The sequence below is a fragment of the Protofrankia sp. CiP1_Cm_nod4 genome (genome assembly GCF_982290645.1).
Genome location: NZ_CEVIVC010000002.1, coordinates 75,872 through 102,047, shown reverse-complemented (window position 1 = coordinate 102,047; position 26,176 = coordinate 75,872). Strand labels below are relative to the sequence as shown.

General features: G+C 71.3%; 23 protein-coding genes and 1 pseudogene. 2 read left to right on the top strand and 22 right to left on the bottom strand.

All coding sequences use genetic code 11. The annotated features are described in order from the left end of the window. Positions 1-31 precede the first annotated feature (31 nt). From rimI to AC5LSR_RS01365, 6 genes and pseudogenes are all read right to left on the bottom strand, one after another. Positions 32-877: a ribosomal protein S18-alanine N-acetyltransferase gene (gene rimI, locus AC5LSR_RS01390; RefSeq protein ID WP_445548539.1), complete on the bottom strand. Its 846-nt coding sequence runs from the start codon at positions 875-877 to the stop codon at positions 32-34. 154 nt (positions 878-1,031) lie between these two features. Next, entirely contained in the window at positions 1,032-1,988 is a 957-nt protein-coding gene (gene tsaB, locus AC5LSR_RS01385; protein WP_493468067.1) for a tRNA (adenosine(37)-N6)-threonylcarbamoyltransferase complex dimerization subunit type 1 TsaB, read from the bottom strand. Between the two features lie 48 nt (positions 1,989-2,036). After that, a complete protein-coding gene (gene tsaE, locus AC5LSR_RS01380) occupies positions 2,037-2,885 on the bottom strand; it encodes a tRNA (adenosine(37)-N6)-threonylcarbamoyltransferase complex ATPase subunit type 1 TsaE (protein ID WP_493468066.1) in 849 nt (282 codons plus the stop codon). Positions 2,886-3,150: 265 nt separating this feature from the next. Next, entirely contained in the window at positions 3,151-4,386 is a 1,236-nt protein-coding gene (locus AC5LSR_RS01375; RefSeq protein ID WP_250282639.1) for an alpha/beta fold hydrolase, read from the bottom strand. A gap of 206 nt (positions 4,387-4,592) precedes the next feature. Continuing rightward, positions 4,593-5,726: pseudogene (gene alr / locus AC5LSR_RS01370) on the bottom strand (alanine racemase); the annotation flags it as partial. A gap of 631 nt (positions 5,727-6,357) precedes the next feature. Further along, positions 6,358-7,881, bottom strand: coding sequence for an NAD(P)H-hydrate dehydratase (locus AC5LSR_RS01365; RefSeq protein ID WP_493468065.1), 1,524 nt, complete (start codon positions 7,879-7,881; stop codon positions 6,358-6,360). A gap of 363 nt (positions 7,882-8,244) precedes the next feature. On the opposite strand from AC5LSR_RS01365, the gene AC5LSR_RS01360 reads away from it, so the two are divergent. After that, on the top strand, positions 8,245-8,784 hold the full coding sequence (locus tag AC5LSR_RS01360) for an SWIM zinc finger family protein (RefSeq protein WP_250282636.1): 540 nt from the start codon (positions 8,245-8,247) through the stop codon (positions 8,782-8,784). A 951-nt stretch (positions 8,785-9,735) separates the two neighbouring features. Here the strand turns inward: AC5LSR_RS01360 and glmS are convergent. The 5 genes from glmS to AC5LSR_RS01335 form a co-directional block, all read right to left on the bottom strand. Further along, entirely contained in the window at positions 9,736-11,667 is a 1,932-nt protein-coding gene (gene glmS, locus AC5LSR_RS01355) for a glutamine--fructose-6-phosphate transaminase (isomerizing) (protein ID WP_250282634.1), read from the bottom strand. Positions 11,668-11,837: 170 nt separating this feature from the next. After that, positions 11,838-13,184 (bottom strand): phosphoglucosamine mutase, encoded by a 1,347-nt coding sequence (gene glmM / locus AC5LSR_RS01350; protein ID WP_250282645.1) that lies wholly within the window; start codon positions 13,182-13,184, stop codon positions 11,838-11,840. Positions 13,185-13,584: 400 nt separating this feature from the next. Next, positions 13,585-13,992: a 30S ribosomal protein S9 gene (gene rpsI / locus AC5LSR_RS01345; protein ID WP_250282632.1), complete on the bottom strand. Its 408-nt coding sequence runs from the start codon at positions 13,990-13,992 to the stop codon at positions 13,585-13,587. Between the two features lie 34 nt (positions 13,993-14,026). After that, on the bottom strand, positions 14,027-14,470 hold the full coding sequence (gene rplM / locus AC5LSR_RS01340) for a 50S ribosomal protein L13 (protein WP_250282630.1): 444 nt from the start codon (positions 14,468-14,470) through the stop codon (positions 14,027-14,029). A 224-nt stretch (positions 14,471-14,694) separates the two neighbouring features. Then, positions 14,695-15,561, bottom strand: a complete 867-nt coding sequence (locus AC5LSR_RS01335; RefSeq protein ID WP_250282628.1) for a hypothetical protein — start codon at positions 15,559-15,561, stop codon at positions 14,695-14,697. Between AC5LSR_RS01335 and AC5LSR_RS01330 the strand changes: the two genes are divergently transcribed. Beyond that, positions 15,560-16,402 carry a hypothetical protein gene (locus tag AC5LSR_RS01330; protein ID WP_250282626.1) on the top strand — a complete coding sequence of 281 codons (843 nt, stop codon included), beginning with the start codon at positions 15,560-15,562 and terminating at the stop codon, positions 16,400-16,402. The genes AC5LSR_RS01335 and AC5LSR_RS01330 overlap by 2 nt on opposite strands. Positions 16,403-16,568: 166 nt before the next feature. Here AC5LSR_RS01330 and truA read toward each other — a convergent pair whose 3' ends face one another. The 11 genes from truA to secY form a co-directional block, all read right to left on the bottom strand. Next, positions 16,569-17,408 carry a tRNA pseudouridine(38-40) synthase TruA gene (gene truA, locus AC5LSR_RS01325; RefSeq protein WP_250282624.1) on the bottom strand — a complete coding sequence of 280 codons (840 nt, stop codon included), beginning with the start codon at positions 17,406-17,408 and terminating at the stop codon, positions 16,569-16,571. A gap of 594 nt (positions 17,409-18,002) precedes the next feature. Next, positions 18,003-18,659 carry a 50S ribosomal protein L17 gene (gene rplQ / locus AC5LSR_RS01320; protein ID WP_250282622.1) on the bottom strand — a complete coding sequence of 219 codons (657 nt, stop codon included), beginning with the start codon at positions 18,657-18,659 and terminating at the stop codon, positions 18,003-18,005. Between the two features lie 291 nt (positions 18,660-18,950). Further along, positions 18,951-20,003 (bottom strand): DNA-directed RNA polymerase subunit alpha, encoded by a 1,053-nt coding sequence (locus AC5LSR_RS01315; protein ID WP_250282620.1) that lies wholly within the window; start codon positions 20,001-20,003, stop codon positions 18,951-18,953. Positions 20,004-20,208: 205 nt separating this feature from the next. Continuing rightward, positions 20,209-20,835, bottom strand: coding sequence for a 30S ribosomal protein S4 (gene rpsD / locus AC5LSR_RS01310; RefSeq protein ID WP_047221581.1), 627 nt, complete (start codon positions 20,833-20,835; stop codon positions 20,209-20,211). A 193-nt stretch (positions 20,836-21,028) separates the two neighbouring features. Continuing rightward, positions 21,029-21,433 carry a 30S ribosomal protein S11 gene (gene rpsK / locus AC5LSR_RS01305; protein ID WP_013875088.1) on the bottom strand — a complete coding sequence of 135 codons (405 nt, stop codon included), beginning with the start codon at positions 21,431-21,433 and terminating at the stop codon, positions 21,029-21,031. A gap of 92 nt (positions 21,434-21,525) precedes the next feature. Continuing rightward, entirely contained in the window at positions 21,526-21,906 is a 381-nt protein-coding gene (gene rpsM / locus AC5LSR_RS01300; protein ID WP_250282618.1) for a 30S ribosomal protein S13, read from the bottom strand. A gap of 197 nt (positions 21,907-22,103) precedes the next feature. Continuing rightward, positions 22,104-22,217: a 50S ribosomal protein L36 gene (gene rpmJ / locus AC5LSR_RS01295; protein ID WP_003956441.1), complete on the bottom strand. Its 114-nt coding sequence runs from the start codon at positions 22,215-22,217 to the stop codon at positions 22,104-22,106. 114 nt (positions 22,218-22,331) lie between these two features. Continuing rightward, the gene (gene infA, locus AC5LSR_RS01290) at positions 22,332-22,553 is read right to left on the bottom strand and encodes a translation initiation factor IF-1 (protein WP_006541558.1); all 222 of its coding nucleotides are present in this window, start codon (positions 22,551-22,553) and stop codon (positions 22,332-22,334) included. A 252-nt stretch (positions 22,554-22,805) separates the two neighbouring features. After that, positions 22,806-23,645 carry a type I methionyl aminopeptidase gene (gene map / locus AC5LSR_RS01285; protein WP_250282616.1) on the bottom strand — a complete coding sequence of 280 codons (840 nt, stop codon included), beginning with the start codon at positions 23,643-23,645 and terminating at the stop codon, positions 22,806-22,808. 342 nt (positions 23,646-23,987) lie between these two features. After that, positions 23,988-24,641, bottom strand: a complete 654-nt coding sequence (locus AC5LSR_RS01280) for an adenylate kinase (protein WP_250282614.1) — start codon at positions 24,639-24,641, stop codon at positions 23,988-23,990. Next, on the bottom strand, positions 24,641-25,933 hold the full coding sequence (gene secY / locus AC5LSR_RS01275) for a preprotein translocase subunit SecY (protein ID WP_250282612.1): 1,293 nt from the start codon (positions 25,931-25,933) through the stop codon (positions 24,641-24,643). Before secY ends, AC5LSR_RS01280 begins: the two co-directional genes overlap by 1 nt. Between the last annotated feature and the right edge of the window lie 243 nt (positions 25,934-26,176).

Below are 26,176 nucleotides of genomic sequence, written 5' to 3'. Positions count from 1 at the left end.
ACCGGCGCCGCTGTCGCCTCCGGCGCCGCCCTCACCTCGACACCGCCCGCTCGGCCGCGTCCAGCATCCTGCCGTAGTCACCGGTGTGTATCCGGTCGGCCGACATCACATAGGCGTCGGCTCCGGACGGCTGATAGTAGCCCCGGCGCACTCCGAGCTCGACGAACCCCAGCCGCCGGTACAGGGACTGGGCCACGGCATTGTCGGTGCGTACCTCCAGCTCGCAGCGGCGGGCGCCCCGGGCGCGGGCGTGGCGCAGCAGCGCGACCAGCAGCCGGGTGGCGACACCACCGCCACGGGCGTCCGCGGCGACCCCGAGAGTCTGTATGTAGGACTCGTCGTCATGGATGGCGAGCCCTCCGTAACCGATGACCCGGTCGTCGCGGACGGCGGCCAGATAGTGCCGCGCCGCGCCCTGGGCCAGCTCGGACCAGAACAGCTCGGGCGTCCACGCGTCCTCGGCGAAGATCTCCCGCTCCAGAGCGACGACGTCGCCAAGGTGCCACCAGCGCAGCGGCTCGAACTCGACATGGCCGGCCTGGCCGCGCCGGACGGCGTCCGCGGCGGAAGCGGCCCGCGCGGGAGGCAGCGTCTCCCCAGGAGGCACTGTGCCCGCGGAGGGCACTGCGTCCGCGGAAGGCACTGTCCCCGCTCCCCCGGCGGGAGCGGCGCCGTCCCCGGGAACGCTGTCTCCGTCCCCCGGGACGGAGACATCCCCGGGAACGCCAACTCCGTCATGGGGGCCGGCAACTCCGTCATGGGGGCCGGCAACGTCCTGCGGGCTTCTCGCGTCCGGACGGAGACCATCGGTGGCGGGAACGTCGTTCCCGGTCTGCTGGACGTTGTCCGCGCCGTCCGGCGGTACGGGGGAGTTCACGATCGTTCTCCGGGTGGGGCCCAGGCGAGGGCAGGCCGATGATCGGACAGCCAGCGCGTCAGGACCGCCGCATCCGCCCGATGATCATTCATGCTGTCCGGGCAGCGCGCACGGCCGCTCCTCACCCGGGCGCTCGGATGGCCCGCCCGGGCGCTCATACGGCGACCGTTTTCGGTGGGTGCGGCTCGGCCGCGTCCGGCCGGCGCAGGTACAGCGGGACCAGCGGTGCCGGTGGCCGGCGGGCGAGGACATCGGCGGCGGCCAGCCGGGCGAGAACGACCGGTGAGGGATAGCCGGGATCGGCCGTCCGTGGCGGCCCGCAGCCCTGGGGCGGATCCGCGGCGACGCGGACGCCCACCGATGACGTCTCGCCGGACAGGACGCGGCCGGCTGCCGTCCGCGCACCCAGGTCCGTACCGGCCCGCGTGCCCGCTGCCGGGGCCGTTGCGGGAGCCGGCGGCGGCTGAGGGCCGGCGAGACCGGTGAACACATCCGGGTACAGCACGGCTCCCGGGCCGACCAGCCGGCTGACGGACATCTCGCGCAGCGTGTCGACGACGGCCTGTGGCCGGTCCACGAAGGGCCCGGCGACGCGGGCGCCGTCCTCATAGACCGCCCAGTAGACCTCACGGCGTCGCGCGTCGGTCGCCACGGCCACCCGGCCCGCGAGGGCGGCGCCGACACCGTCGAGCGAACAGACGCCATAGGCGGGCCTGCCGAGAGCGTCCGCGAACGCGCCGGCGGTCACCACCCCCACCCGCAGGCTCGTGAACGGGCCGGGCCCGATGCCCACCACCACACCGTCGAGATCGGCGGGACGTACCGCCGCCTCGTCGAGAACCTCCCGGACCAGCGGTACGAGCAGTTCGGCATGCCGCCGCGGATCGACGACCCGGCGCGCCGCCCGGCCTGTCACGACGACGGCCTGCCCGCCCGCGGCCGCCCCCGCCGCGGGCCCGCTGGCCGCGGCCGCCCCTGTGGGCTGCCCCACTCCGGCCGGCACGACCGGCACAGCCGCCGCGGCCGACGTGCCGGGCGAGTACCCGTGAGCCACGTCGACGAGCGCGACGGAGCAGGCGGGTGTCGCCGTGTCAAGAGCGATGAGCAGCACGTCCGCCAGCCTAGCCGGTCACCAACCGCAAGATCGCCCCTTGATCCCTCACAGCCAGCCCGGCTCCGGCCGGTGCGGCCGGGCCGGCGAAGCCGGTGGAGTTGACGAAGCCGGTGGAGTTGGTGGAGCCGGCGGGCTCACGGTTGTCTGCGCTGATGATGGCAATGGCACCAACAACGACAGGCGCCGCGGCCAGTCCCCGCCGCTGCCGAGCAGACGGATCACGCGCCGCCCCCCGGCATCGGGCACCCCGCCCGTACCGGCGACGCCGATGGCTTCCGCCCGGCCGGCGGTATCCACGCTGCCACCGGCATCCGCACCGGTGGGGGCGTCGCTGACGGAGGCGTCCGCGCCGGCGGGAACACCCACGCTGGCGCCGATATCCGTGCTGATATAGGTGCCCGTGGCGGGAGCCGCCGGCGCCGCGTCCTCGGGACGGGCGATCTCCACCCGCAGATGTGTGCCGGCCAGCCCCTCCACCAGGCCCGAGCCCCATTCGACCACGGTCACGGACTGCTCGACATCGGCGTCGAGATCGATGTCCTCGACCTCGGCGAGCCCGCCCAGGCGGTAGGCGTCCACATGCACCAGGGGCACCCGGCCGCCCGGGTGTACCCGGGCGATCACGAAGGTCGGGGAGGTGACCGCCCCGGCAACGCCCAGGCCCACGGCAACGCCCTGGACAAAAACGGTCTTGCCGGCGCCGAGCGGCCCGGCCAGGATCACGAGGTCGCCCGCGCGCAGCACGGCGGCCAGCTGCCTGCCCGCCTCGCGGGTACTGTCGGCGTCCGCGGCCTCGACCACCAGACCGCCATCCTCGGCTCTGATCGCAACGCTGGCGCGAAGGGACTCACCAGTGCGCAGCCAAGGGGGCAGTGGTGTATCCGGGCCACTCACAACGTCCACCTCACGAGATCACGTTCATACCTGTCGCACGCACGCCGTCACGTGCAGGCCGTCACGTGCAGGCCGTCACGTGCAGGCCGTCACGTGCACGCCCGCGGGCCACAACTTCGTCCCCACGGATGCTGTGGGTGCCGCCCGCCGCCCGCGTCCTGCCGGTTTCGTTCGTTCCCATTACACACAGACATCAACATCAGGGCTGGTCAGGACCGCCTGGACGACGTCGCTGTCGTGCCCACGGGCGTCCGCCGCGGAGCGCTCATGCGTGGATGTCGTCTATGCCGTGCTCCCGAGGGGCGGGCACGACCGGGTTGTCCGGGGGTGGCCGATGGGCCCTCGCCCGCTGGACGAGGGTACGTAATGCCGCGTTGACCTCGTCCGGACGCTCCAGCGGGACGCTGTGGCCGGCGCCGGGTACGACCACCAGATCCGCCTCGGGGAGCGCCGCGGCGAGCGTGCGGCTGTGCTCCACCGGGGTCATCACGTCGGCGTCACCGACGAGGATCAGTGTCGGCGTCGCCACCAGCACCGCCGCGGCAAGCAGCTTGTCATAAGAGATCAGCGCGGGCAGGAAGGCCGCGACCACGTGCAGTGGCGTGGCGGCTATCGTCTTCTCCAGGAACGACACCACGGCCGGCTCCACCTCGTTCGAGCCGAAGCCGATCCGGCGGGTGATGACCCAGGCGAGGTCACCGCCATGGCGGCGTCCCCGTTCCAGCAGCGACGGAGCGTAGCGCATACCGATCGCGAGGCCGGGCAGGCAGGCCCGCAGTGCCAGCGTGGCCGTCGCGGGCAGACCGAAGGTGACCGTCGCCAGGCCGCCGGCGCTGGTCGACACGAGCGCGACCCCGACGATCCGGTCCTCGAACAGCTCCGGATGGGCGTCGGCCAACGCGAGGATCGTCATCCCGCCCATCGAGTGCCCGACGAGCAGCACCGGGCCGGTCGGCACCACCTCGCCGAGCACCCGGTACAGATCGTCACCAAGCTGCTCGATCGTGCACCCCGCGAGATCCGAGGGGCCCGAGGCACCATGCGCCCGCTGGTCGTAGAACACCAGCCGGCCGCAGCCGGCCAGGTCCCGGCGCTGGAACGTCCAGCAGTCGAGGCTGACGCAGAAGCCGTGGACGAACACGAGGGTGAGCGGCGCGTCGGCGTCACCGACGATCTCCACATGTAACGGCACCCCGTCGGAGGTGATCACCGTGGCCGGCCGCCCGCCGACCGGGTCGACCGGGTCGACCGGGTCCTTCTCGGCCGCGCCGGCCCGCTCGGCACGGATGCGTGCCAGCCGCCGTTCCGCCGCCGTACCTATGACGGCCGCCGTGACCAGGCCCGTGACCCCCGCCGCACGCACTGCCCGCGTCCGGGTGACGGCACGGCTCGCCCGGACGACACCGCCGCCGATGCCGAGGAACCGGCCGGCCATCATGGCCCGCGCGGCGCCGCCCGCACCGTCCGCTCCTACATCCTCTGTTGCCTGGGACGTGCTCATGACGGAAGCCGTCCTGACGCTGACGGGCCGGCGCCGGGAAGACCCGGACCGGACGAACCGGCGCCGAACGAACCAGCGCTGGACGAACCGGCGTCAGACTGACTGACAGCGGGCGGCGGGCTGCCGGTCACCCCGGGAGCGGGCCGGCCGGTGTCCGGCATGCCCGCGCCCCACCGACCGGTGTCCCGCGGCCCGCCGGAGGCGTTCAGGTGAATGCGGGGCACCCGGGCGCCAATCCTGGTGACGATCTCGTAGCTGATCGTGTCGAGAGCGTCCGCCCAGTCCTGCGCGGTGGGCTCGCCGTGCTCCCCGGGCCCGAACAGGATCACCTGGTCGCCGGCCTGGACCGGATCATCGCCGACGTCGACCACGAACTGGTCCATGCAGACGGTTCCGGCTATCCGCCGGCGCCGGCCCGCGAGCAGCACCTCGGCGGTGTTGCCGGCCGCCCGCGGGACGCCGTCGGCGTACCCGAGCGGCACCAGCCCAAGGGTCGACGCCGTGGCGGTGGTGTACCGGTGGGCATAGGACACGCCGCTGCCCGCCGGCACCCGTTTGGCCAGCGCGAGCCGGGCGGTCAACGTCATGGCCGGCCGCAGGCCCAGGGCCGCGGGCGGACCGACCTGCGGCCCCGGTGACAGCCCGTACACGGATATCCCCGGACGCACCATGTCGAAATGGGCGTCCGGGCTGACCAGGGTCGCCGCCGAATTGGCCAGATGACGCACCTGCGGACGCAGACCGGCCTTCTCGGCGATGGTGACCGCGTCGGTGAAACGCCCGATCTGGCCGCGGACGGTCGGATGGCCGGGCGAGTCGGCGAAGGCCAGATGGCTCCACACGCCGGTCACCTCGATCAGGTCCTCGGCGACCAGCGCCGCCGCCGCGTCGCACAGGGACGGCCAGTCCGCCTCGGTGGCGCCGCTCCGGCCCAGGCCGGTGTCGGCCTTGAGGTGGACGCGGGCTCGCCGGCCGGTGTGCCGGGCAGCCTCGGCGATCTCCGCCAGCATCCAGGGAGCCGACGCGGAGAGGTCGATGTCGGCGGCGAGCGCGTCAGCGAGCGGTTCCCCCGGGGCGGTGAGCCAGGCGAAGACCGGGACGCTGCAGCCGGCGGCGCGCAGCGCGAGCCCTTCTTCGATGACGGCGACCCCGAGCCAGCTCGCGCCCGCCTCCACGGCGGCACGCGCGCACGCGGACATCCCGTGCCCGTAGCCGTCGCTCTTCACCACCGCCATGGTCGCGGCGTTCCCGGCGCGGGCGACCAGGGCTGCCACCGACTCACGGACCGCGTCCAGGTCCACGATGGCACAGGCGCGCAAGCCTTCACTCTGCGTTGTCATCCGGAGCCTTCCTGACCTGTCCGGCCAGTTGTGCCGACCCGTGTCGGGATGTCGCGGCGCGCCGCACCTCGACGGTAACAAGATCTTCCGAGTCGCCGGTGCTCCGGCAGGAGACCCTGAGATCATCTCACCTCACCTCGTCGCGGCCGGTGGGCCGTGGCGTGTTGCGACGCTCGGGCCCGGCGGCTGGGCCCGGTGCCGGCCACCGGGCTCGTCGTCGGTAGCCCCGGCCGGGTGGCCGGAATGCCAGCGCCGGGATGTCGATGACAGCACAGCCGACGGCACCGTGCCGAGGCCACCGGCCGGGGCTGTGGACAACTGCCGGCTCGCTGCTGGTTATCCACAGATACGCCGCGAGGCTGGCGCGCCAGGGACGCGGAGCGCACCGTCGAGGCACGCCCTGGGCGGCTCGCCCAGGCGGCAACGGACAGCACGAGCGCTTTTCCACACCCGGGATCCCCGCCGGCCACCGGCTGCCCTCCGGCGCTCCGGCTGCCGGTCCGATACGCCACAGGAACCGGGCCACGAAGTCGCGGCAACCGGAATTCACTGATCACCAACAGGAGGGATCATGCGACGGACAGGACGGCGGGCAGGAGAAGCCACGGCCGTCGACGCCGACGGCCGGCCGTCACCGCGTCCGGCGCTGCCGCAGCAGCGCGGGCAGGTCGGACGCCGCCAGCGGATGGCCCGCGCGCGCGGCCGCTCGGCCGTGCAGGTGGGCGCCCACGCTGCCAGCGTCCAGCGCGTCGCTGCCGCCGGCGAGCAACGAGCCGCACAGGCCGGTCAGGACGTCCCCGCTGCCGGCCGTGGCAAGCCATGGCGTGCCCGTGGTGTTCACCCGCGCCCGCCCGTCCCGGTCGACGACCAGGGTGCGGCTGCCCTTCAGCAGGACGGTCACGCCGAGTTCGGCGGCGCAGCGGCGCACCACCGCGAGCCGGTCCGCGGCCAGTTCGCCCACGGTCGTCTCCGCGTCCCAGCCGAGTGCCGCCGCGAGCCGGACGAACTCGCCTTCGTGCGGTGTGAGCAGGGCCGGCGCGGCGCGCTTCCGCAGCGCGCGGGCGCTGCGGGCATCCTGGGCCAACACGCCCAGAGCGCCGGCGTCGAGCAGCACGGGAACGTCGGTGGCCAGCAGGGCGGCCACTATCCGGGCGGTGTGTCCGTCCGCGGGCAGCCCCGGGCCGACGGCCCATGCCTGTACCCGTCCGGCCGCGAGGACGGCGTCGGCGTCACCGGGGCCGATCTCGGTGACCACCGCTTCGGGATGCGCCCGGCGCACGTGGTCGGCGGCCACCCTGGTGCTCACCACCCGCAGGTAGCCCGCGGCCGCGCGCAGCGCCCCGCCGGTGGCGAGCACGGCCGCGCCCGGGTAGCTGTCGCTGCCCGCGACCAGGCCGAGCACCCCGCGGGTGTACTTGGAGTCCGTCGGCACGGGGACGGGCCGGAGGCGGTCCGCGTCGGCGTCGTCCAGCGCGACAAGGTCCGCGGCCGGGAGAGTGAGGCCGATGTCGACCAGCTCCACCTCGCCCGCGTGCTCCGCCCCGGCCCCGACCAGCAGGCCAGGCTTGTAGGTGCCGAAGGTCACCGTGCTGCTCGCGCGGACCGCCGGGCCGACCACCGCCCCGGTGTCGCTGTCCACCCCGCTCGGGACGTCCACGGCGACGGTCCGTTCCCGGGGGGCGCGTACCGCCAGCCGGGCGTGCCCGGGCCGCAGGCCGCCTCTGCCACCGATGCCGAGCAGGCCGTCGAGGACGAGGTCGGCCGCTGCGAGCAGCCGCGCGGCCGTGTCGTCACCGGCCGGCGTCCCAGGTCCTGGTGGCTGCTCGTCAGCCGCTTCTGGCCCGGGCAGCGTGTGCAGGCGGCCGCCCGCGGCGAGCAGCGCCGCCGTCCCGGCGGAATGTGTCCGGCCCGGGGCGAGCGCGTCCACCCGGGCGCCCCGGGCGGCCAGCCGCGCGCCCGTCCACAGCGCGTCGCCGCCGTTGTCGCCGCCACCGGCCAGCACGACGACCCGGGCGCCGTACACCCGCCCGAGCCGGCGGGCCGCGTGGGACAGCAGCCCGTGCACGGCCCGCTGCATCAGCAGGCCCGGAGGCAGGCTGGCGAGCAGCCGCGCCTCGGCCTGACGGACCTGAGCGACCGTGTGCGCAGACCTCATGCCGCCATGCTCCCGTCTTCCCCAGCGGGCCGTCCCGCCCATCCCGTCGATACCTGCTGGTACCCATGGAGGCGATGCCTTCGGCAGACGGCCGGTGGCCACGTCACGGCGCCCGCGGCCGGCCTTCCGCGACGGCGGGCGCCACAGCCGCGCGCCCGAGCCTCCCACGCACGATCACGACGGCGGTTCGTGCCACGGCCGGTCACCGGCCGCGGCCGTGGCGCGGGCGCACGGCCGTCGCGAGACCACGTCGGCCGTCAGCCGCGGCCGCGGGCGCGGGCCAGGACGCGCACCATGGCCGTGAGCTGTGGCAGACCGCCAGGGCCCCGCACCCGTAGACGGTATGTCTCGTAGAATTACCCGATGATCGTCAACCAGTCGGGGCCAAACGGACATGACGACATCGCCATCACACCGTTGCACGCAGTCTTCGACGAGGACGAGTGCGCACGCCTCGCGGGCCTGGGCGAGTTCACCCGTGGCGTCGCTCTCGCGCTGCAGGGACGGGTCGGCGACCTGAGAATCCGCCCGAGCAGCGCGTCCGGCACCGTGGACGGCGACCAGCTCACCCACACCCAGCTCTCGGTGATCGACGGAACACCGGGCTCGACCTGCACCTGTCCGACCGGCGCCGTCGAACAGTTCTGCGCGCACGCCGTCGCGCTGGCGCTGGTGGCCACGGGTGCCATCGACCCCAACGAGGACAGCGACGACGTCGACCACACCGACGACGGCTTCTACGACGCCGACGGCCAGCCCATCGACCTGCGTGACTTCCTCGAGAGCCTGGACGGGCCGGCACTGGTCGACCTGGTGGTCGACCTCGCCGCCGTCAACGACATTCTGGCCATGGACCTACGCGAGGCCGCGGCGCGCTGGCGGCGTCCGCACCCGACCGGATGAGCCCGAGGGCCGGCCCGGCCCGAACCAGGCCCACCGGCCACGGGCTGTGGCGGGTTCATCGACATCCGCCGACAGCGACCTCCTACCCGGCAGGCCCAGCAGACGACCGGACAGATGACCAGAAGGGATGCTTTCTCCCGGCAGCCCATCGCCTTCGGTGGCAGCCTGTCGCCGCGGACGCGGGGTCACGGCGCCCGCGGCGACGGTCGGCAGTCCCGCCGGACACGGGACCTGGACCGCCAGGGTGGGGCGTGCGCGAACGGCCGGACGATCCAGCCGTATGACCCTGATGATCATCGGCTGGCCGGGCCACCCGCGGACACGCCCGCGGCACGGACGGCGGCAGCGGCCGTTGGCCTGCCATGGGCCGGACGCCCGCGGCTGACCACAGCCAGCGAAGCAAGCGGCGGCGCGATCACGTCCTTCCCGCGCCCGCTGAGCCCGCCGGATCCGCTCCACCGGCAGGGCGAGCCCGGGAACCGGCCCGGCCGCCCCGGGAATCCGCGGGAGCTGGGCCGCCCGGGCCGCTCGCGGGAGCCGGCGCATCTGGTTCTGTTCCCCTTACGGCCCTCGGGCGGCGCTCCTCATGCCCGGGGAGCCGGCCAGTCCGTCCGTGAGCCTGGAGAAAGTTTCTTAGCCGACACTGTTTCAGGTCAACAGAAGAACATCAATCGACGCGATTTGTCGCCGAACTCACTCTGAAAACCAAATATCCGACAACTTGTCGTGCGGCTCTCGGCGATCCCTTGATGAATCCTCAACAGGACCTCAGCAGGCCAGCGGAACGGATCAGCGGCGAGGCCCGGCGAAGATATGCCCTCGAGCACCTGGATGCGCCGGGCCAGCATATCCGCCGCCCCGGCGCCGCATCTCCCACCATCCGGAGCCTCACCACCCGGAGCCTCTCGTGGCCCGGCCGGCATGGGCTTCGAGAGGCTCCGGATACGGCGGCTATTCGACGGTGACGGACTTGGCGAGGTTGCGCGGCTGGTCGACGTCGAGGCCGCGGGCAAGGGCCAGCTCGCAGGCGAAGACCTGCAACGGCAGCGTCGTCACCAGCGGGGCGAACAGGGTCGGCGTCGCCGGCACCCGGATCAGGTGCTCGGCATAGGGCTCCACGACGGTGTCACCCTCCTCGGCGATGACGATGGTCCGGGCACCGCGGGCCCGGACCTCCTGGATGTTGGAAACAATCTTGCTGTGCAGGTGCGAACGCCCCCGCGGGGACGGCGCCACGATGACAACCGGCAGCCCCTGCTCGACGAGCGCGATCGGGCCGTGCTTGAGCTCCCCGGCGGGGAAGCCCTCCGCGTGCATGTAGGCGAGCTCCTTGAGCTTGAGAGCGCCCTCGAGAGCGACCGGGTAGCCGACATGCCGGCCGAGGAAGAGCACGGCCCTGGCGTCGGCGAGGGTGCGCGCGAGCGCCCGCATCGGTTCGATCGTGGCCAGGGTCTCGCCCACCAGGGCCGGCATGGCCTGCAGCTTCTCGACGTACCGGGCGACCTCGTCGCCGTAGAGCACCCCCCGGACCTGCGCCAGGTACAGCCCGACCAGCAGGCACGCGGCCACCTGGCCGAGGAAGGTCTTCGTCGAGGCCACCCCGACCTCGGGGCCGCAGCGGGTGTACAGGACGGCGTCGGACTCCCGCGGGATCGTCGACCCGTTCGTGTTGCAGATCGCCAGCACCCGGGCCTTCTGCTCCCGCGCGTGCTTGACCGCCATCAGGGTGTCCAGCGTCTCACCGCTCTGGCTGATGGCGATGACCAGCGTGGAACGGTCCAGGACCGGGTCGCGGTAACGGAACTCCGAGGCCATCTCCACCTCGCAGGGCAGCCGCGTCCAGTGCTCGATGGCGTACTTGGCGATGAGCCCGGCGTGGTAGGCCGTGCCACAGGCGACGATGAACACCTTGTTCACATCACGGAAGTCCTGGGCGGACAGGCGCTCCTCGTCGAGGACGATCTCGGCGTCGCCGGACAGACGGCCGCGCAGGGTGTCGGCGAGGGCGGCCGGCTGCTCGCTGATCTCCTTGAGCATGAAGTAGGGGTGGCCGCCCTTCTCCGCGGCGCTGGCGTCCCAGCCGACGTGGTACGGGCGTCCCTCGACCTGGTTGCCGGCGAAGTCGGTGATGGTCACGCCGTCGCGGCGGGCCTCGACGATCTGGTCCTGGCCGATCTCCACGGCGCTGCGGGTGTGCGCGATGAAAGCCGCGACGTCACTGGCCAGGAAGGCCTCGCCGGCACCGACACCGACTACGAGCGGGCTGTTACGCCGCGCCCCGACCACCACGTCGGGATGGTCCCGGTGCACCACGACCAGCGTGAAGGCGCCTTCCAGGCGGCGGCACACCCGGCGGAATGCCTCGGTCAGCCGGCTCGCCCCGGCCGCTGCGGCCTCCTCGCCGGGCCCGGCGGCCCCAGCCCCCCCGGCCGCTGCCGCGGGCCCGTCCGAGGCGTTCACCGTGGCGAGCTCGTCCTCCAGCAGGTGCGCGACGACCTCGGTGTCGGTCTCGCTGACGAGCTCGTGTCCGTCGCGCTCCAGGCCGGCCCGCAGGCTCGCGAAATTCTCGATGATCCCATTGTGGATCACGGCGATGGCACCGGTGCAGTCGGTGTGCGGATGCGCGTTGCCGTCCGTCGGCCCGCCGTGCGTCGCCCAGCGGGTATGGCCGATACCGACGGTTCCCTGTGGACTGGTCTCCGATTCGGCGAGCGCCTTTTCCAGGTTGGCCAGTTTGCCCGCTCTGCGCAGAGTACGCAGCCCGCCGTCGACGACCACGGCCACGCCCGCCGAGTCGTAGCCCCGGTATTCCAGCCGGCGAAGCCCGGCCAGAGCCACCTCGAGCGCGGGCTGTCCCCCGATGTACCCGATGATCCCACACATGCGGTCAGCGTACGCAATCAGCGGCCCGCGCCCACCGGGGAGGACTCATTACACGCCTTTGCGTCTACTGGTGGTGATAGCGGTGTTCGCTGCCGGTAATAACGCTTCGGACGCAGGCAGGGCCCGCGGGCACCACGCCGGGCATCCCGGCAGGCGCCTCGCGGGGTGTCTCAGCCCAGGGCGCCGCGGACGACCGCCGCCAGGCGGGTGGCGACCCTCCGGGCCTGCTCCCCGGTCGGCGCCTCCACCATGACCCGGACCAGCGGCTCCGTGCCGGACGGGCGCAGCAGGACCCGGCCGTCGTCCCCGAGTTCGGCCTCGGCCGCGGCGACCGCGGCGGCGAGCTCCGGTGACGTGGACACCTTCGACCGGTCCACACCCGGGACGTTGACGAGCACCTGCGGCAGCCTTGTCATGACCTTGGCGAGCTCCGCGAGCGGACGTTGTGTCTCGGCCATCCGGCCGAGCACCTGCAGGGCGGTCAGCAGCCCGTCCCCGGTCGTCGCGTGCTGGAGGAAGACGACGTGCCCGCTCTGTTCCCCACCTAGGGCGAGCCCCCGTTCACGCATGGCCTCCAGGACGTAGCGGTCGCCGACCGGGGTCGCGACCACGTGGATCCCGGCGTCCCGCATCGCGTGGTGGAAGCCCAGGTTCGACATCACCGTCACCACGACCGTGTCGTCGGTGAGCTTGCCGTGCTCGCGCAGCCCCAGCGCGGACAGGGCGAGGATCTGGTCGCCGTCGACCATCTCGCCGTTGGCGTCCACGGCCAGGCAGCGGTCGGCGTCGCCGTCGTGCGCGATACCGACGTCGGCGCCGTGCTCGAGCACCGCCGCCTGGAGCGCCTGCAGATGGGTGGCGCCGCAGCCGTCGTTGATCCGGGTGCCGTCACCGTCCGCGTGCAGGGCGATCACGTCGGCCCCGGCGTCCCGCAGCACGCGCGGCGCCAGCGTGTACGCGGCCCCCTGCGCGCAGTCGACCACGACCCGCAGGCCGGTCAGCGCGACGGGAACGGCCGCCAGCAGGAACCGCGCGTACCGTTCGACAAGGTCCTGATCGTCACGGATCCGGCCGATGGCCGCACCGGTGGGACGGTTGGGCACCGGCGCGGCGAGGCGTTCGGCGATCTCGTCCTCGATCTCGTCCGGCAGCTTCTGCCCGCCCGCGGCGAACAGTTTGATGCCGTTGTCCGGCATCGGGTTGTGGCTCGCCGAGAGCATCACGCCGAGGTCCGCCCCCGAGCTGGCGACCGCGTGCGCCACCGTGGGCGTGGGGACCACCCCGATGCGCAGCACGTCCGCACCGGCCGACGCGAGCCCCGCGACGACCGCCGCCTCCAGGAACTCCCCCGAGGGACGGGTGTCCCGCCCGACCACCACGGCCGGGCGCCCGGAGCCGGCTGGACGGTGCTCGGTGAGCACCCTCACGGCCGCTGCCGACAGCCCCAGCGCCAGTTCGGCCGTAAGATCGACGTTGGCGACTCCGCGAACGCCGTCGGTACCGAAAAGCCTCACCATAGTGGTCACCGCCGTCAGTTCATCCCGTGTCGGACGCCGCCCGCGGACCGCGGTCCCGCCGGATTCCCCGGGACCTGCCGAGGGCGTGAGAAAGACCATGGCCGCGCGCTCTTGCGGGCCACCGGCATCGTGACGGCCCGTGGGCACGCGAGGAAAAGCACGAACGCGCTCTTCGTACACGCTCCTTCGCCTGGCGGATGCCCTGGGACTCCCGGATGCGCGCGAAAAGACTCGATCACGCGTTCGCCATCCTGGAGAGACGCTCCGGAGTACGCGACCACGTGATGAGAAGCATAGCCGCGCACTCCGCAGCCCGGGCGGATGCCACGCGGGCTACGGAGCGCGCAAACAATATTCCGAACGAACAGGACGAAGGCGGGTGGCGGTCCGTCCCGGAACGTCAGCGCTTGCTGTACTGAGGTGCCTTCCGGGCCTTCTTCAGGCCGTACTTCTTCCGTTCCTTGACCCGGGCATCCCTGGTCAGGAAACCGGCCTTCTTCAGCACCGGGCGGGATTCCTCCTCAGCGGTGATCAGCGCCCGGGCGAGCGCGAGCCGCAGTGCGCCGGCCTGGCCGGAGACCCCACCGCCGTGCAGCCGGGCGACCACGTCGTAGGACTCGGCCCGGTCCACCGCCTTGAGCGGCTCGTTGACCAGCTGCTGGTGCACCTTGTTGGGGAAGTAGTCCTCCAGGGAGCGCCCGTTGAGAATCCACTTGCCGCTGCCCGGCAGCAGGCGTACCCGGACAACAGCCTCCTTGCGCCGGCCGGTGGCGCGGGGATTGCCCTGGGCGTCGGTCACGACAGCCACGTCGTCTGTCCTTCCTGGTCAGATGGTCCGCGGCTTACTGCGCGACCTGGGTGATTGCAAACGGCTGGGGCTGCTGGGCCTGGTGCGGATGCGTCGGCCCGGCGTAGACCTTCAGCTTGGTGCCCTGCGCCCGGCCCAGCTTGCTCTTCGGCAGCATGCCCTTGATGGCTTTCTCGATGATGAGCTGCGGCCGGGTGTCCAGCAGCGACCCGTAGGAGACGCTGCGCAGACCGCCGGGATAGCCGGAGTGGCGGTGGTATTTGGCCTGCTCGCGCTTGTTGCCGCTGAGGGCCACCTTGCCGGCGTTCACGATGATGACGAAGTCGCCGGTGTCGATGTGCGGAGCGAACGTCGGCTTGTGCTTGCCACGCAACAGCTGGGCGGCCTGGCTGGCCAGCCTGCCGAGCACCACGTCCGTGGCATCGATGACATGCCAGGCACGCTGGACGTCTGTGGGCTTGGGCTGGTACGTGCGCACAGGTCTGCCTTTTCTTGTCAGCGGATGCGTATCGTGCCTGCGAACCGCTCAGATGAGTGGCTCAGAAGCCGCCGGCTGCGCCAGGACGCGCGGCCAACACAGGCCTCGCCACCTGACAGGAGCGGCAGTCCTTGAGGCTACCAGGCGATCGGCACGACCGGCCGGGGACCCCCATGCACCGATCCATGCACTGATCATCCATACACTGATCATTCATGTAATGATCATCCAACACTACAAAGATCTGTCGGACATCGTAGTCTACGGGGGATGGACGAGAAGCCAGAGCAGCCGCCAGGCGCCTCGGGGGACGCCGTAGAGGCTGTGGATGCAGCCGAGGATCCCGCCGAGACAGCGGATCCCGCGGATCCCGCGGATCCGTGGGTCCCGGCAGCAGACGACCCGCTGTTCGGCCCCCTGAACACGCTGCCGGCCTCCATCCGCAGACCCGTGTGGACGTCCGACGCCGGGATCTTCGACCGGGCGGCCACGGTCCAGCCGCTGGACAGCGCGCTCGTGCCAGCCGCCACCCCGCCCACGGCCCGCGAGACCGGCTCCGTGCCACGGGAGAACCAGCCCGCGGACGAACAGCCAGCGGACAGCCAGCCGGCGGACAGCGCACCGCCGACCATCCCCGGCGGCTCACCGGAGCCGCCGGCCGGCACCCCGCCGGAGACGCCGAGCACCGGCACAACGCTGGAGACACCGAGCACCAGCGAGGCGCCGGAGACGCCAGACGACGGCGGGGTGACGCCAAGCAGGGATACGGTGCCGGTCGGCAGAAAGAACGGCGCCTCCGGCAAGCCGGCACCCGCCACGGCCCAACCGCCGGCCGGGGAGCCGAAACCGTCCGAAATCTCGGCGGCACCGCAGGCCTCGGCGGCACCGGAAACCCCGACGGCACCGAAGACCTCGGCGACGGCCTCGGCATCGTCAGGGTCCTCAGCGCCCTCGCCCCCCTCGAAGATCGCGGCGCTACCGACGGTCCCGAACTCCTTGAAAGCCCCGGCGTCGCCGGGGAACCCGGTGCCCTCGCCGGAAACCTCGACGGCGCCAGTGGCCCAGGCGTCGCCCGAGAGCCCCGCGGGCATGCCCTCCGTCGGCGGGGACGCACACCGCCAGCGCAACCAGACCGTCCCGTCTGTCCCGCGGGCAGCCGCGCCCGGCGTCGACGGCACCGGCCGCGGCCCCTCCGGCGGCACCGCTCCCAGCGGACGGCTCCTGTCCGCGGGCCGCCTCACCAGACCGGCTGTGATCATCGGTGTCGTCGTGCTCGTGGCCGTCGCGGCCATCGCCGTCCTGGCAGGCCGTGACCAGGACGACGCCAAGGGCCCGTCAGCCACGCCCGCCACCGTGTCGGCGGCCAGCCCCACCTTCGTCAACAGCGCCCGGACGGACTCCGACCCGGTCACGGCCGCCGAGTTCTTCGGCGCTCCCCGGGCCACCCTCAACCTGCACACCTACACCCGGCTGGCGCAGAAGCTGGACACGGGCTGCCCGGGCCTGACCGGCGAACTCGTCAACACGCTCCCGGGTGACCGGTGCCGGCAGCTCGTCCGGGCGGTCTACCTGTCCGAGCCGGACACCTCCGGACGCCGGGTGCTCGCGGCCACTTCGGTACTCGTCCTGGACGAGGCGAGCACAGCCGCGAGCGCGGCCAAGGCCGTCACCGAGGGCCGGGGCGGCGTACCAGCCCTGCCGGTGCCGGCCGAGTCGCTTCCCGGCGCGGCGGTGACGAACCCGACCGCTGACAACTCCTGGCGGACCGCCCCCGTGAGCGGGCACTACCTGATCGTGATCCAGCTGGCCTACACGGACGGGGCCGAGGGCGCCCCCACCGACCCGGCGCTGACCACGGCGCGCCGCGACCTCGCCCTGTTGGCCAGCCAGCCGATCTCGCAGCGGGTCCTCGTCGGCCACGGGCCACGCTGACCCCGCCTTCCCGCCCCGGGCCGCTACCCCGCCAGGCGCCGCCGGCCGGGAGGGACGGCCGTGCGGACAGGCAGCGCCGCACGGACAGGCAGCGCCGTGCGGACAGGCAGCGCCGTGCGGACAGGCTGTATGGACGGCCGCGCGGGCAGGCCTGTGCGGGCCAGGGTCATCCGGACGAGCTCGTCGGCACCCGCACCGCCCGGGTCACCGCCGCCCGGGCCGCCAGCTCTGCGTCGGGCGGGTAGCGGACCTCGACGAGGGTCAGGCCGTGGGGCGGGGCCACCGTCACCGCCGGGTCACGGGCACCGCGAGCGAGGACGTCCGCCGGCCAGTGGCGGGGGCGCCGCCCCTCCCCCACCGCCAGCAGCGCACCGGCCAGGGCCCGCACCATGGAGTGGCAGAAGGCGTCCGCCTCCACGTCCGCGACGACCACACCGTCATGGCCGTCGGGCACCCGTGCCACGTCCAGGCGCAGCAGTGTGCGCACCGTGGTCGCGCCCTCCCTGCGCCGGCAGAAGGCGGCGAAGTCGCGCTCCCCCACCAGGGCCAGGGCCGCGTCGGCCATCCGCTCGGCATCCAGGGGACGCGGCCAGGCCAGCGTGTCGTGCCGGCGCAGCGGATCGACCCCGTACGGTGCGTCAGCGATCCGGTAGACGTAGCGGCGGGACAGCGCGGAGAAGCGGGCGTCGAAACCCGGCGGTGCCGGTGCCAGGGCCGTGATCCGCACAGCACGGTCGAGCACGCCGTTGAGCCTGCGCGCAAGCCCACCGAGCGGGACGTCGTCGGGGATGTCCACGTGGGCCACCTGGCCGCGGGCGTGGACGCCGGCATCGGTACGCCCGGCCACGGTGAGCCGGACCGCCGGCAGCCGCGCCACCCGCATCAGCGCGTCCTCGACGTCACCCTGCACGGTGCGCTGCCCGGGCTGACGTGCCCACCCCGCGAACGGGGTGCCGTCATAGGCGAGGCCGAGACGGAGCCGGAGCAGGCCGTCGACAGCGCTCACCGCTTCCTGACGATTCGGGTCACACAGTTGTCGATCATACTTCGGGTCATATCGTCCCGCAGGACACAAAGAAGATGGTGTAAGCACATCGGATATCACCGGAATCACGGCGGCACGCGAAACATGAGGTCCACCATCCTCCGCCAGATGGTGGACCGGTGCGATGCGGGTCCCGTCGAGGCGGCCGGAGCCCCTCCCCGAAGCAATCCCAGGACAACCATTGCGCAACCATGGGCCACCCGGCGCAACGCGGCGGACGTTGGGACGTACGAGCCGACGGGAGGAGCGTACGAACCGTCGGGAAGATCGCGGGAAGACCCTGTCAGCCTGTTGGCCTGTCGCCGGTAGGCCTACCGGCCTGTCGGCCGGATCAGGCTCCCCCTGGAGCGGGGCTGCGCACGGGCTCTGACCGCGGACGGGGCCCATGCTGTCTGACCGATGCCAGCAGGCCAGTAGCTGACAACGACCAAGCCGGACGAGCGGCCCGGGGACGGACCCCCGATGCTCGTCCGGCTTCAGCTGGTTCCGGCCTGTCGGCCAGGCTCAGCCAGCCCGGTCGGTCCCGGAAAGCCGGCCCGGTCGACCCCTGAAAGCTCAGTCGGCCCTGGGGCTCTTCGGCGTGTCGTCGGCGTTCTCCTCCACCGGCTCCTCCACCGGCAGCGCCGGTGCCGACTCGGTGCCGGCATCGGTGTCAGCGGGCGTGGCGACGGCCTCGACAACGGGAGCGTCGGCCTCGGCGGCCGCCTCGGCTTCGGCGGCAACCGCTGCCGCGGTGGGCGACTCCTTCGCCAGGTCGGCCGCGGCCTCGGCCGTCGCGCCGGTGGGGCGGCGACGGGGGGCGAAGCGGGTGCCCCGGGCCTGCTCGGCCTCCCGGACCGCCTGCTGGGCGAACGTCAGCGCCTCGACCAGCTCGATGCGGGCCAACGGGGCGTTGTCTCCCCTGCGGGGCCCGAGCTTGACGATGCGGGTGTAGCCACCGTTGCGGTCCGCGTAGCGTGGGCCGATCTCGGTGAACAGGACGTGCACCACCGACTTGTCGCGGACGAACCTGAGCACCCGCCGACGGGCGTGCAGATCGCCGCGCTTGGCGAAGGTGACCAGCCGCTCGGCGTACGGACGCAGCCGCTTCGCCTTGGTCTCGGTCGTGGTGATGCCGCCGTGCTCGAACAACGCGGTGGCGAGGTTGGCCAGCAACAGCCGCTCGTGCGCGGGGCTGCCACCGAGCCGGGGGCCCTTGGTAGGCGTGGGCATGACAGGTGCTCCTCGATCCTTCTATCCCGCCGGATGGCTTCGCCGGAATCCCTAGGAAGACCCCGAGCTCGTGGGCGGGCCACCGCCTGGGGGCCACGCAACCGCCGTCGACGATCACGCAAAAACCAAGATCAGTAGACGCGGAGCATCGGGCGGCGCGGCAATGATACCGCGCCGCCTTCAGCCCGAGCGCCGCTGCTTCTTCGGTGCTGCCTGCTGGGTGCCGCTGTTCCCTGGTGCCTGTTCATCAGTACCGCTCCGGCTGGTACCGCTCCGGCTGGTACCGCTCGGTCAGTACTGCTCGGTTTCGACGAACTCCGAGCCGTCGTCGGCAGAGTCGCTGAACGGCGCCGACGAGTAGGTGTCGGTGCCGTAGGTGTCCACCGCGTGCCGCGGGTCGAACCCGGGCGGGGAGTCCTTGAGCTGGAGAGCCATCGCGGCGAGCTTCGTCTTGACCTCGTCGATCGACTTCTGCCCGAAGTTGCGGATGTCGAGCAGATCCGCCTCGCTGCGGGACACCAGCTCACCGATGGTGTGGATGCCCTCGCGCTTGAGGCAGTTGTAGGAGCGGACGGTGAGGTCCATCTCCTCGATCGGCAGCGCCAGGTCCGCGGCGAGCGCGGCGTCCGCGGCGGACGGGCCGATGTCGACGCCCTCCGCCTCGGCGTTCAGCTCCTGCGCGAGGCCGAAGAGGCCGACGAGCGTCTTGCCGGCGCTGGCCATCGCGTCCCGCGGCGAGATCGACTGCTTCGTCTCGACGTCCACGATGAGCCGGTCGAAGTCGGTGCGCTGCTCGACACGGGTCGCCTCGACCTTGTAGGTGACCTTGAGCACCGGGGAGTAGATGGAGTCCACCGGGATCCGGCCAATCTCCTGCCCCGGCTGCTTGTTCTGGGCGGCGCTGACGTAGCCGCGACCGCGCTCGACGGTCAGCTCGATCTCGAGCTTGCCCTTGTCGTTGAGGGTGGCCAGCAGCAGGTCGAGGCTGTGGACCTCGACGCCGGCCGGCGGGGCGATGTCCGCCGCGGTCACCGCTCCCGGGCCCTGCTTGCGCAGGTACATCACGGTCGGCTCGTCGTTCTCCGAGCTGACGACCAGCTCCTTCAGGTTCAGGATCAGGTCGGTGACGTCCTCCTTCACGCCGGGAACGGTGGAGAACTCGTGCAGCACCCCGTCGATACGGATGCTGGTCACCGCCGCGCCGGGGATGGAGGACAGCAGGGTCCGGCGCAGCGAGTTGCCGAGGGTGTAGCCGAAACCCGGCTCCAGCGGCTCGATGACGAACCGCGAGCGGAACTCCGAGATCGGCTCCTCGATCAGCGTCGGACGCTGGGCGATAAGCATGGTGTACGTCCTTCCGAACACGACGACCGCTATATGACGCCGTGACTACGGCTCCAGTCGGAGCCCGTGGGCGGGACCTCTGTCCGTCCCGTCCACGTCGTACCCGTTCCAGTGTGGACCATCCGGAACGGGATGTCCGCACCGGGCCCGGCGGTGGGCCCGGTGCGGTGCGGCCTGCCCGAGGCATGGCCTGCCCCGGTATGGCCTACTTGGAGTAGAGCTCGACGATGAGCTGCTCCTGCACCTGGGTGTCGATCACCTGCCGGGCCGGCAGCGAGTGCACCAGCACCCGCAGCTGGCTGGGAATGACCTCCAGCCAGGGCGGCGGGGTGCGCTGGCCCGCGGTCTCCCGGGCGATGATGAACGGGGTCAGCTCGCGCGCCTTGGGCGCGATCTCGACGATGTCGTTCTCGCTGACCCGGTAGCTGGGGATGTCGACCTTGCCACCGTTGACCACGACATGGCCGTGGCGGACGGCCTGGCGCGCGGCGTCCCGGGAGGGAGCGAAGCCGGCGCGGTACACGACGTTGTCCAGCCGCGACTCGAGGATCTTCAGCAGCTCGTCACCGGTCTTGCCGGTGCGCCGGTTGGCCTCGTCGTAGTAGCCGCGGAACTGCTTCTCCAGGACGCCGTAGATGCGCGCGCACTTCTGCTTCTCACGCTTCTGCAGCAGGTACTCGGAGTCCTTGGTACGGCCGCGGCCGTGCTCACCCGGGGGGTAGGGGCGGATCTCGATCGGGCACTTGGGCGATTCGCACTTGCTGCCCTTGAGGAACAGTTTCGTCTTCTCACGGCGGCAGCGCTTGCAGTCCGCGCCGGTGTAGCGGGCCATGCTTGTCCTTCTCTCCTTTTTCGGCCAGGGGTGGCGCGAGGATGTGCTTCTTCGCGCCACCGGAGGCCTTCGAGGCCCTGGTGCTGCTGGCGCGAACCCGACCGGAGGTGGCGCGGTCATGCTCCGTGTCGCGCCACCGACAGCCGCGGTACTGCTCTGTTGTCAGATCCTGTCTGTCACCGGATCCCGCTGGTCAGACCCGGCGCCGCTTGGGCGGCCGGCAGCCGTTGTGCGGGGTCGGGGTGACGTCCTGGATCGCGCCGACCTCGAGACCGGCCGCCTGCAGGGAGCGGATCGCGGTCTCCCGTCCCGAGCCGGGGCCCTTGACGAAGACGTCCACCTTGCGCATTCCGTGTTCCTGCGCCTTGCGGGCGGCGTTCTCCGCGGCCATCTGGGCGGCGAAGGGGGTCGACTTGCGCGATCCCTTGAATCCGACGTGGCCGGCGCTCGCCCAGGAGATCACGTTCCCGCTGGGGTCGGTGATCGACACGATCGTGTTGTTGAAGGTGCTCTTGATGTGGGCGTGGCCGTGCGCGACGTTCTTCTTCTCCTTGCGCCGGACCTTCTTGATGCCGGCGGCACGCGTCTTTGGCGGCATATGCTTTCGTGATCTCCGTTTACGAGGTCGTCGGTCAGCGCCTGGCCATGGCCACCGTCGACGGCTGCCGGCCGGGGCGGCTGACTACTGGCTTACTTCTTGCCGGCCTTCTTCTTACCGGCGATGGCGCGGCGCGGGCCCTTGCGGGTACGCGCGTTGGTGTGCGTCCGCTGGCCGTGGACGGGGAGGTTGCGCCGGTGCCGCAGGCCCTGGTAGCAGCCGATCTCCATCTTCCGGCGGATGTCCTGGCGCACCTCCCGCTGCAGGTCACCCTCGACCCGGTAGTTCGCGTCGATCCACTCCCTGAGCCGGACGATCTCCTCGTCGGTCAGGTCCCGGACGCGCGTGTCGGGGCTGACCCCGGTGGCGGCAAGAGTCTCCAGGGAACGGCTGCGGCCGATCCCGAATATATAGGTCAGAGCGATCTCCACCCGCTTGTCACGCGGGAGGTCTACGCCGGACAGGCGTGCCATGCCAGGTGTTTCCTTCCTTTACCGGAGGTCTTGAGCGTCTCCGTCCCGTGCCGACGACGTGTGCGCCGGCCCGGGCCCCGGCCTCCGACCGGGGGTGGATACCGCGTACCGCGGCCTGGTGACGCTTGGACGGGCGTCGCCCCGGCAGCAGATGGCCGTGGCCGTGGACACCGGCCTCAGGCCATCCGCCGAGGCTGTCAGCCCTGGCGCTGCTTGTGGCGCAGGTTGTCGCAGATGACCATCACGCGGCCATGGCGACGGATCACCTTGCACTTGTCACAGATCTTCTTGACGCTCGGCTTGACCTTCACGGCTGCACGGACCTCCCTTGCGCAGCCGCTTCAGGTGCGTCTGCGAATGGCTGTGGTGTCACAGGCTGCCGACGACGTCGAGAAGCAGCGTCACGCCGCCGGTAGCCAGAGAGCTTACTTGTAGCGGTAGACGATCCGACCACGGGACAGGTCGTAGGGCGACAGCTCCACCACGACCCGGTCCTCTGGAAGGATCCGGATGTAGTGCTGACGCATCTTGCCACTGATGTGGGCGAGTACCCGATGACCGTTCTGGAGCTCGACCCGGAACATCGCGTTCGGGAGTGGCTCCACGACTCGGCCCTCGATCTCGATAGCCCCGTCCTTCTTCGGCATGTCCTCCGCTGTCCTACCCTCGAGTGTCCGACGGTGGACACAGACGAACATCAACATCTCGCGAACATCAATATCTCGCGAACATCGATGTCCCGCTAACCGTCGGCTTTCAAGTGTACGTGGCCCACTCGTCAAGGGCCAACCTGGCTCCGTCACCAGCGTCGATCAGCAGCGTCGATCACTGCCGTCGGCGGCGACCGGAGGACAGCGATCGTGCCGGCAGCGGATCACGGCGAGCTACCGGTGACGGCCTCAGGACGCGGGCGTCCCGACCGGCTGTCCGCAGGCGACCCCCAGTTCGGCGAACTTCGCCGCGCCACCGTCGAGGGCCGTCAGCACCCAGGGCCCGCGTGGGGTCACCGCGACCGTGTGCTCGGTGTGCGCGGCCCAGGAGCCGTCCGTGGTGGCGACGGTCCACTCGTCACCAAGCACCCGGGTGTCCGGCCGCCCTATCGTGATCATTGGCTCGATCGCCAGCGCGAGCCCCTCGACCAGGCGGATCCCCCGGCCCGGCCGCCCGTGGTTGAGCACGTGCGGCGGCTGGTGCATCTCGGTCCCGATGCCGTGGCCGCCGTAGTGGTCCACGATGCCGTACCCCCGCGGGCGGACGTGGCGCTCGACCGCCGCCGAGATGTCGGTCAGCTTCCCGCCGAGCTGCACGGCCGCCAGGCCCTGCCACAGCGACTGCTCGCACACCTCGATCAGGTCGAGGAACTGCTGGGGCACCGTCCCGACCGGTACCGTGATCGCGGAGTCGCCGTGCCAGCCGTCCACGATCGCGCCGCAGTCGATGGAGATGATGTCCCCCTCGCGCAGCGCCCGTCTGCGGTGCGGTATCCCGTGGACGACCTCGTCGTTGACGGACGCGCAGATCGACGCGGGAAAGGGCGGCCGGCCGTAGCCCTTGAAGGAGGGAATCCCGCCGTCGCCGCGGATCGACTTCTCTGCGATCGTGTCAAGCTCCGCAGTGGTGATCCCCGGCTCGACCGCCGCTCGCAGCTTCTCCAGGGCGCGCGCGACGACAAGCCCCGCCACCCGCATCTTCGCGATCTCACCCGCGGTCTTGATCTGGACATGCTCTCGTCGCGCCACGCTCGTCGCCCCGGTCCGTATCCCTAGTAACCCTGTGATATCGCTGGTAGCTCTGTGGTCCCGTCCGCCTGTGACGGCGGCCGTCCCGTAGGCCTCCGGTGGCGCGAACAGTGAGGACACGCTATCGGAGCCACTTGGCGGCGCGTCCGTGAGCTTGCCATCGGTACCCCACCCCGCCCTAGTGTGCCTGCCACGTCGCCGGTAGCACCACAGCCGGCCACCCCTGATGCCCCACACGGAGCCAGGGCCACACCGGGGCGGGTGGCACCAGGCCAGCCGCGGAACGGGCCGGCCGCGCACCAGGCCGGCCGCGGAGGGGCGGGCCGAAGCGGCCGGCGGGCGTCAGCTCGCGTAGTGGCGCAGGGCGTCGAGAGCGCGGTCGGTGACATTGTCCACCGGGCCGGTCGCGTCGATACCGATCAACAGGCCCTTCGCCGCGTAGTAGGCGACCAGGGGTGCGGTCTGCTCGGCGTAGACCTCCAGCCGGTGGCGTACCGTCTCGGAGCGGTCGTCGTCCCGCTGGAACAGCTCGCCGTTGCAGCGGTCGCAGACACCTTCCAGCGCGGGCGGGTCGAAGTCGATGTGCCAGATGTGACCGCAGTTACGACACGTCCGCCGCCCGGACAGGCGCAGCACCACCTCGTCGTCGTCGACGACGAGCTCCAGGACGACGTCCAGGCGCGTGCCCATCTCCTCGAGCAGCTGGCCCAGCACCTCGGCCTGGGGCACGTTGCGGGGGAAGCCGTCGAGCAGGAAGCCCTTGGCCGCGTCGTCCTCGGCCAGCCTGTTGCGGACCATGCCGATGGTGATCTCGTCGGGGACGAGGTCGCCGGCGTCCATGTACTGCTTGGCGAGCACCCCCAGCTCGGTGCCCTCCCGGACGTTCGCCCGGAAGATGTCGCCCGTGGAAATCTTGGGAATCGACCGTGCCTGGGCGATGAAGGCGGCCTGGGTGCCCTTGCCAGCGCCCGGCGGTCCGACCAGTACGAGGCGCACTACCGCAGGAAGCCTTCGTAATTGCGGAGCATGAGCTGGCTTTCGATCTGTTTCACCGTCTCCAGCCCCACTCCGACAATGATCAGTACTGACGTTCCGGCGAACGGGAAGGGCTGCTGTTTGGTGAGGTTCAACAGCGCCAGCGGAAGGACCGTGATGGCACCGAGGAAGAGCGAGCCCGGGAGCGTGATCCTGGACAACACGCGATCGAGGTACTCCGCGGTGGGTCGTCCTGGCCGGATGCCGGGGATGAAACCGCCGTACTTCTTCATGTTGTCCGCCACCTCGGTCGGGTTGAAAGTGATGGCCACGTAGAAGTAAGTGAAGAAAACGATCAGCGCGGCATAGCTGACGAGATACAGTGGGTGGTCGCCGCGAGCCAGATAGCGCTGCTCGAAGTCCTGGAAGGCCTTGTTGTCCCAGACCTGCCCGAGCAGCTGCGGCAGCTGCAGCAGCGCGGATGCGAAGATCACCGGGATGATGCCGGCCTGGTTGACCTTGATGGGCAGGTAGGTCGAGGTGCCGCCGTACATCCGGCGGCCGATGAGACGCTTGGCATACTGCACCGGGATGCGGCGCTGCGACTGCTCGACGAAGACGACGAACACGACGATCACCAGCCCCAGCAGGCAGACGAGGGCGAAGACCACGCCACCGGCCACCTGGAGGATCCGGCTGCCCTGGGAGGGCAGCGCCGCCGCGATCGACGTGAAGATCAGGAGAGACATCCCGTTGCCCACCCCGCGGGCGGTGATCAGCTCACCCAGCCACATGATCAGGGAGGTGCCGGCGGTCATCGTGATCACGATGACCGCGATCCGGAACAGGCTGGTGTCCGGAATGATCGGCGCGGCGCAGCCGGGGAACAGGTTGCCGCTGCGGGCGAGGGCGACGATGCCGGTCGCCTGCAGAACCGCCAGCCCGATCGTCAGATAACGGGTGTACTGGGTGAGTTTCTGCTCACCGGAACTGCCTTCCTTCTTCAGCTGCTCAAGCCTGGGGATCACCACCACCAGCAGCTGAATGATGATGCTCGCCGTGATGTACGGCATGATCCCGAGCGCGAAGATGGACAGCTGCAACAGAGCGCCACCGCTGAAAAGGTTGATCAGCGAGTAGACGTTGCTGCTGTCGGCGCTCGCCGAGGACAGACAGGCGTTGATCGCCTTGGTCGACACCCCGGGGGAAGGCAGTACGCTGCCGATCCGGAACAGGATGATGATCCCGAGAGTGAAAAGCAGCTTTTTGCGCAGGTCAGGCGTGCGGAAAGCCCGTGTGAAGGCGGTGAGCACGACTCCTCCTGCTGATCGTCACGGCAAACGCACCCGGTGGACGACTGCCCTGACCGAAGATAGGACCGGCAGTGCGCGGTGTGCCGACTGTAACAGTAGAGACGGTCCACTCGTCCCGACATGGGCCTGCGGCAGGCCCGTCATCCCCGGTCACCGCGGATACGGAAGGGTGTGGAACTGTCCTCCACCTCCGGTAGCCGGCGACATCAGGCATCAACCTCGGCGTTCGAGGCGTTCGGGGTA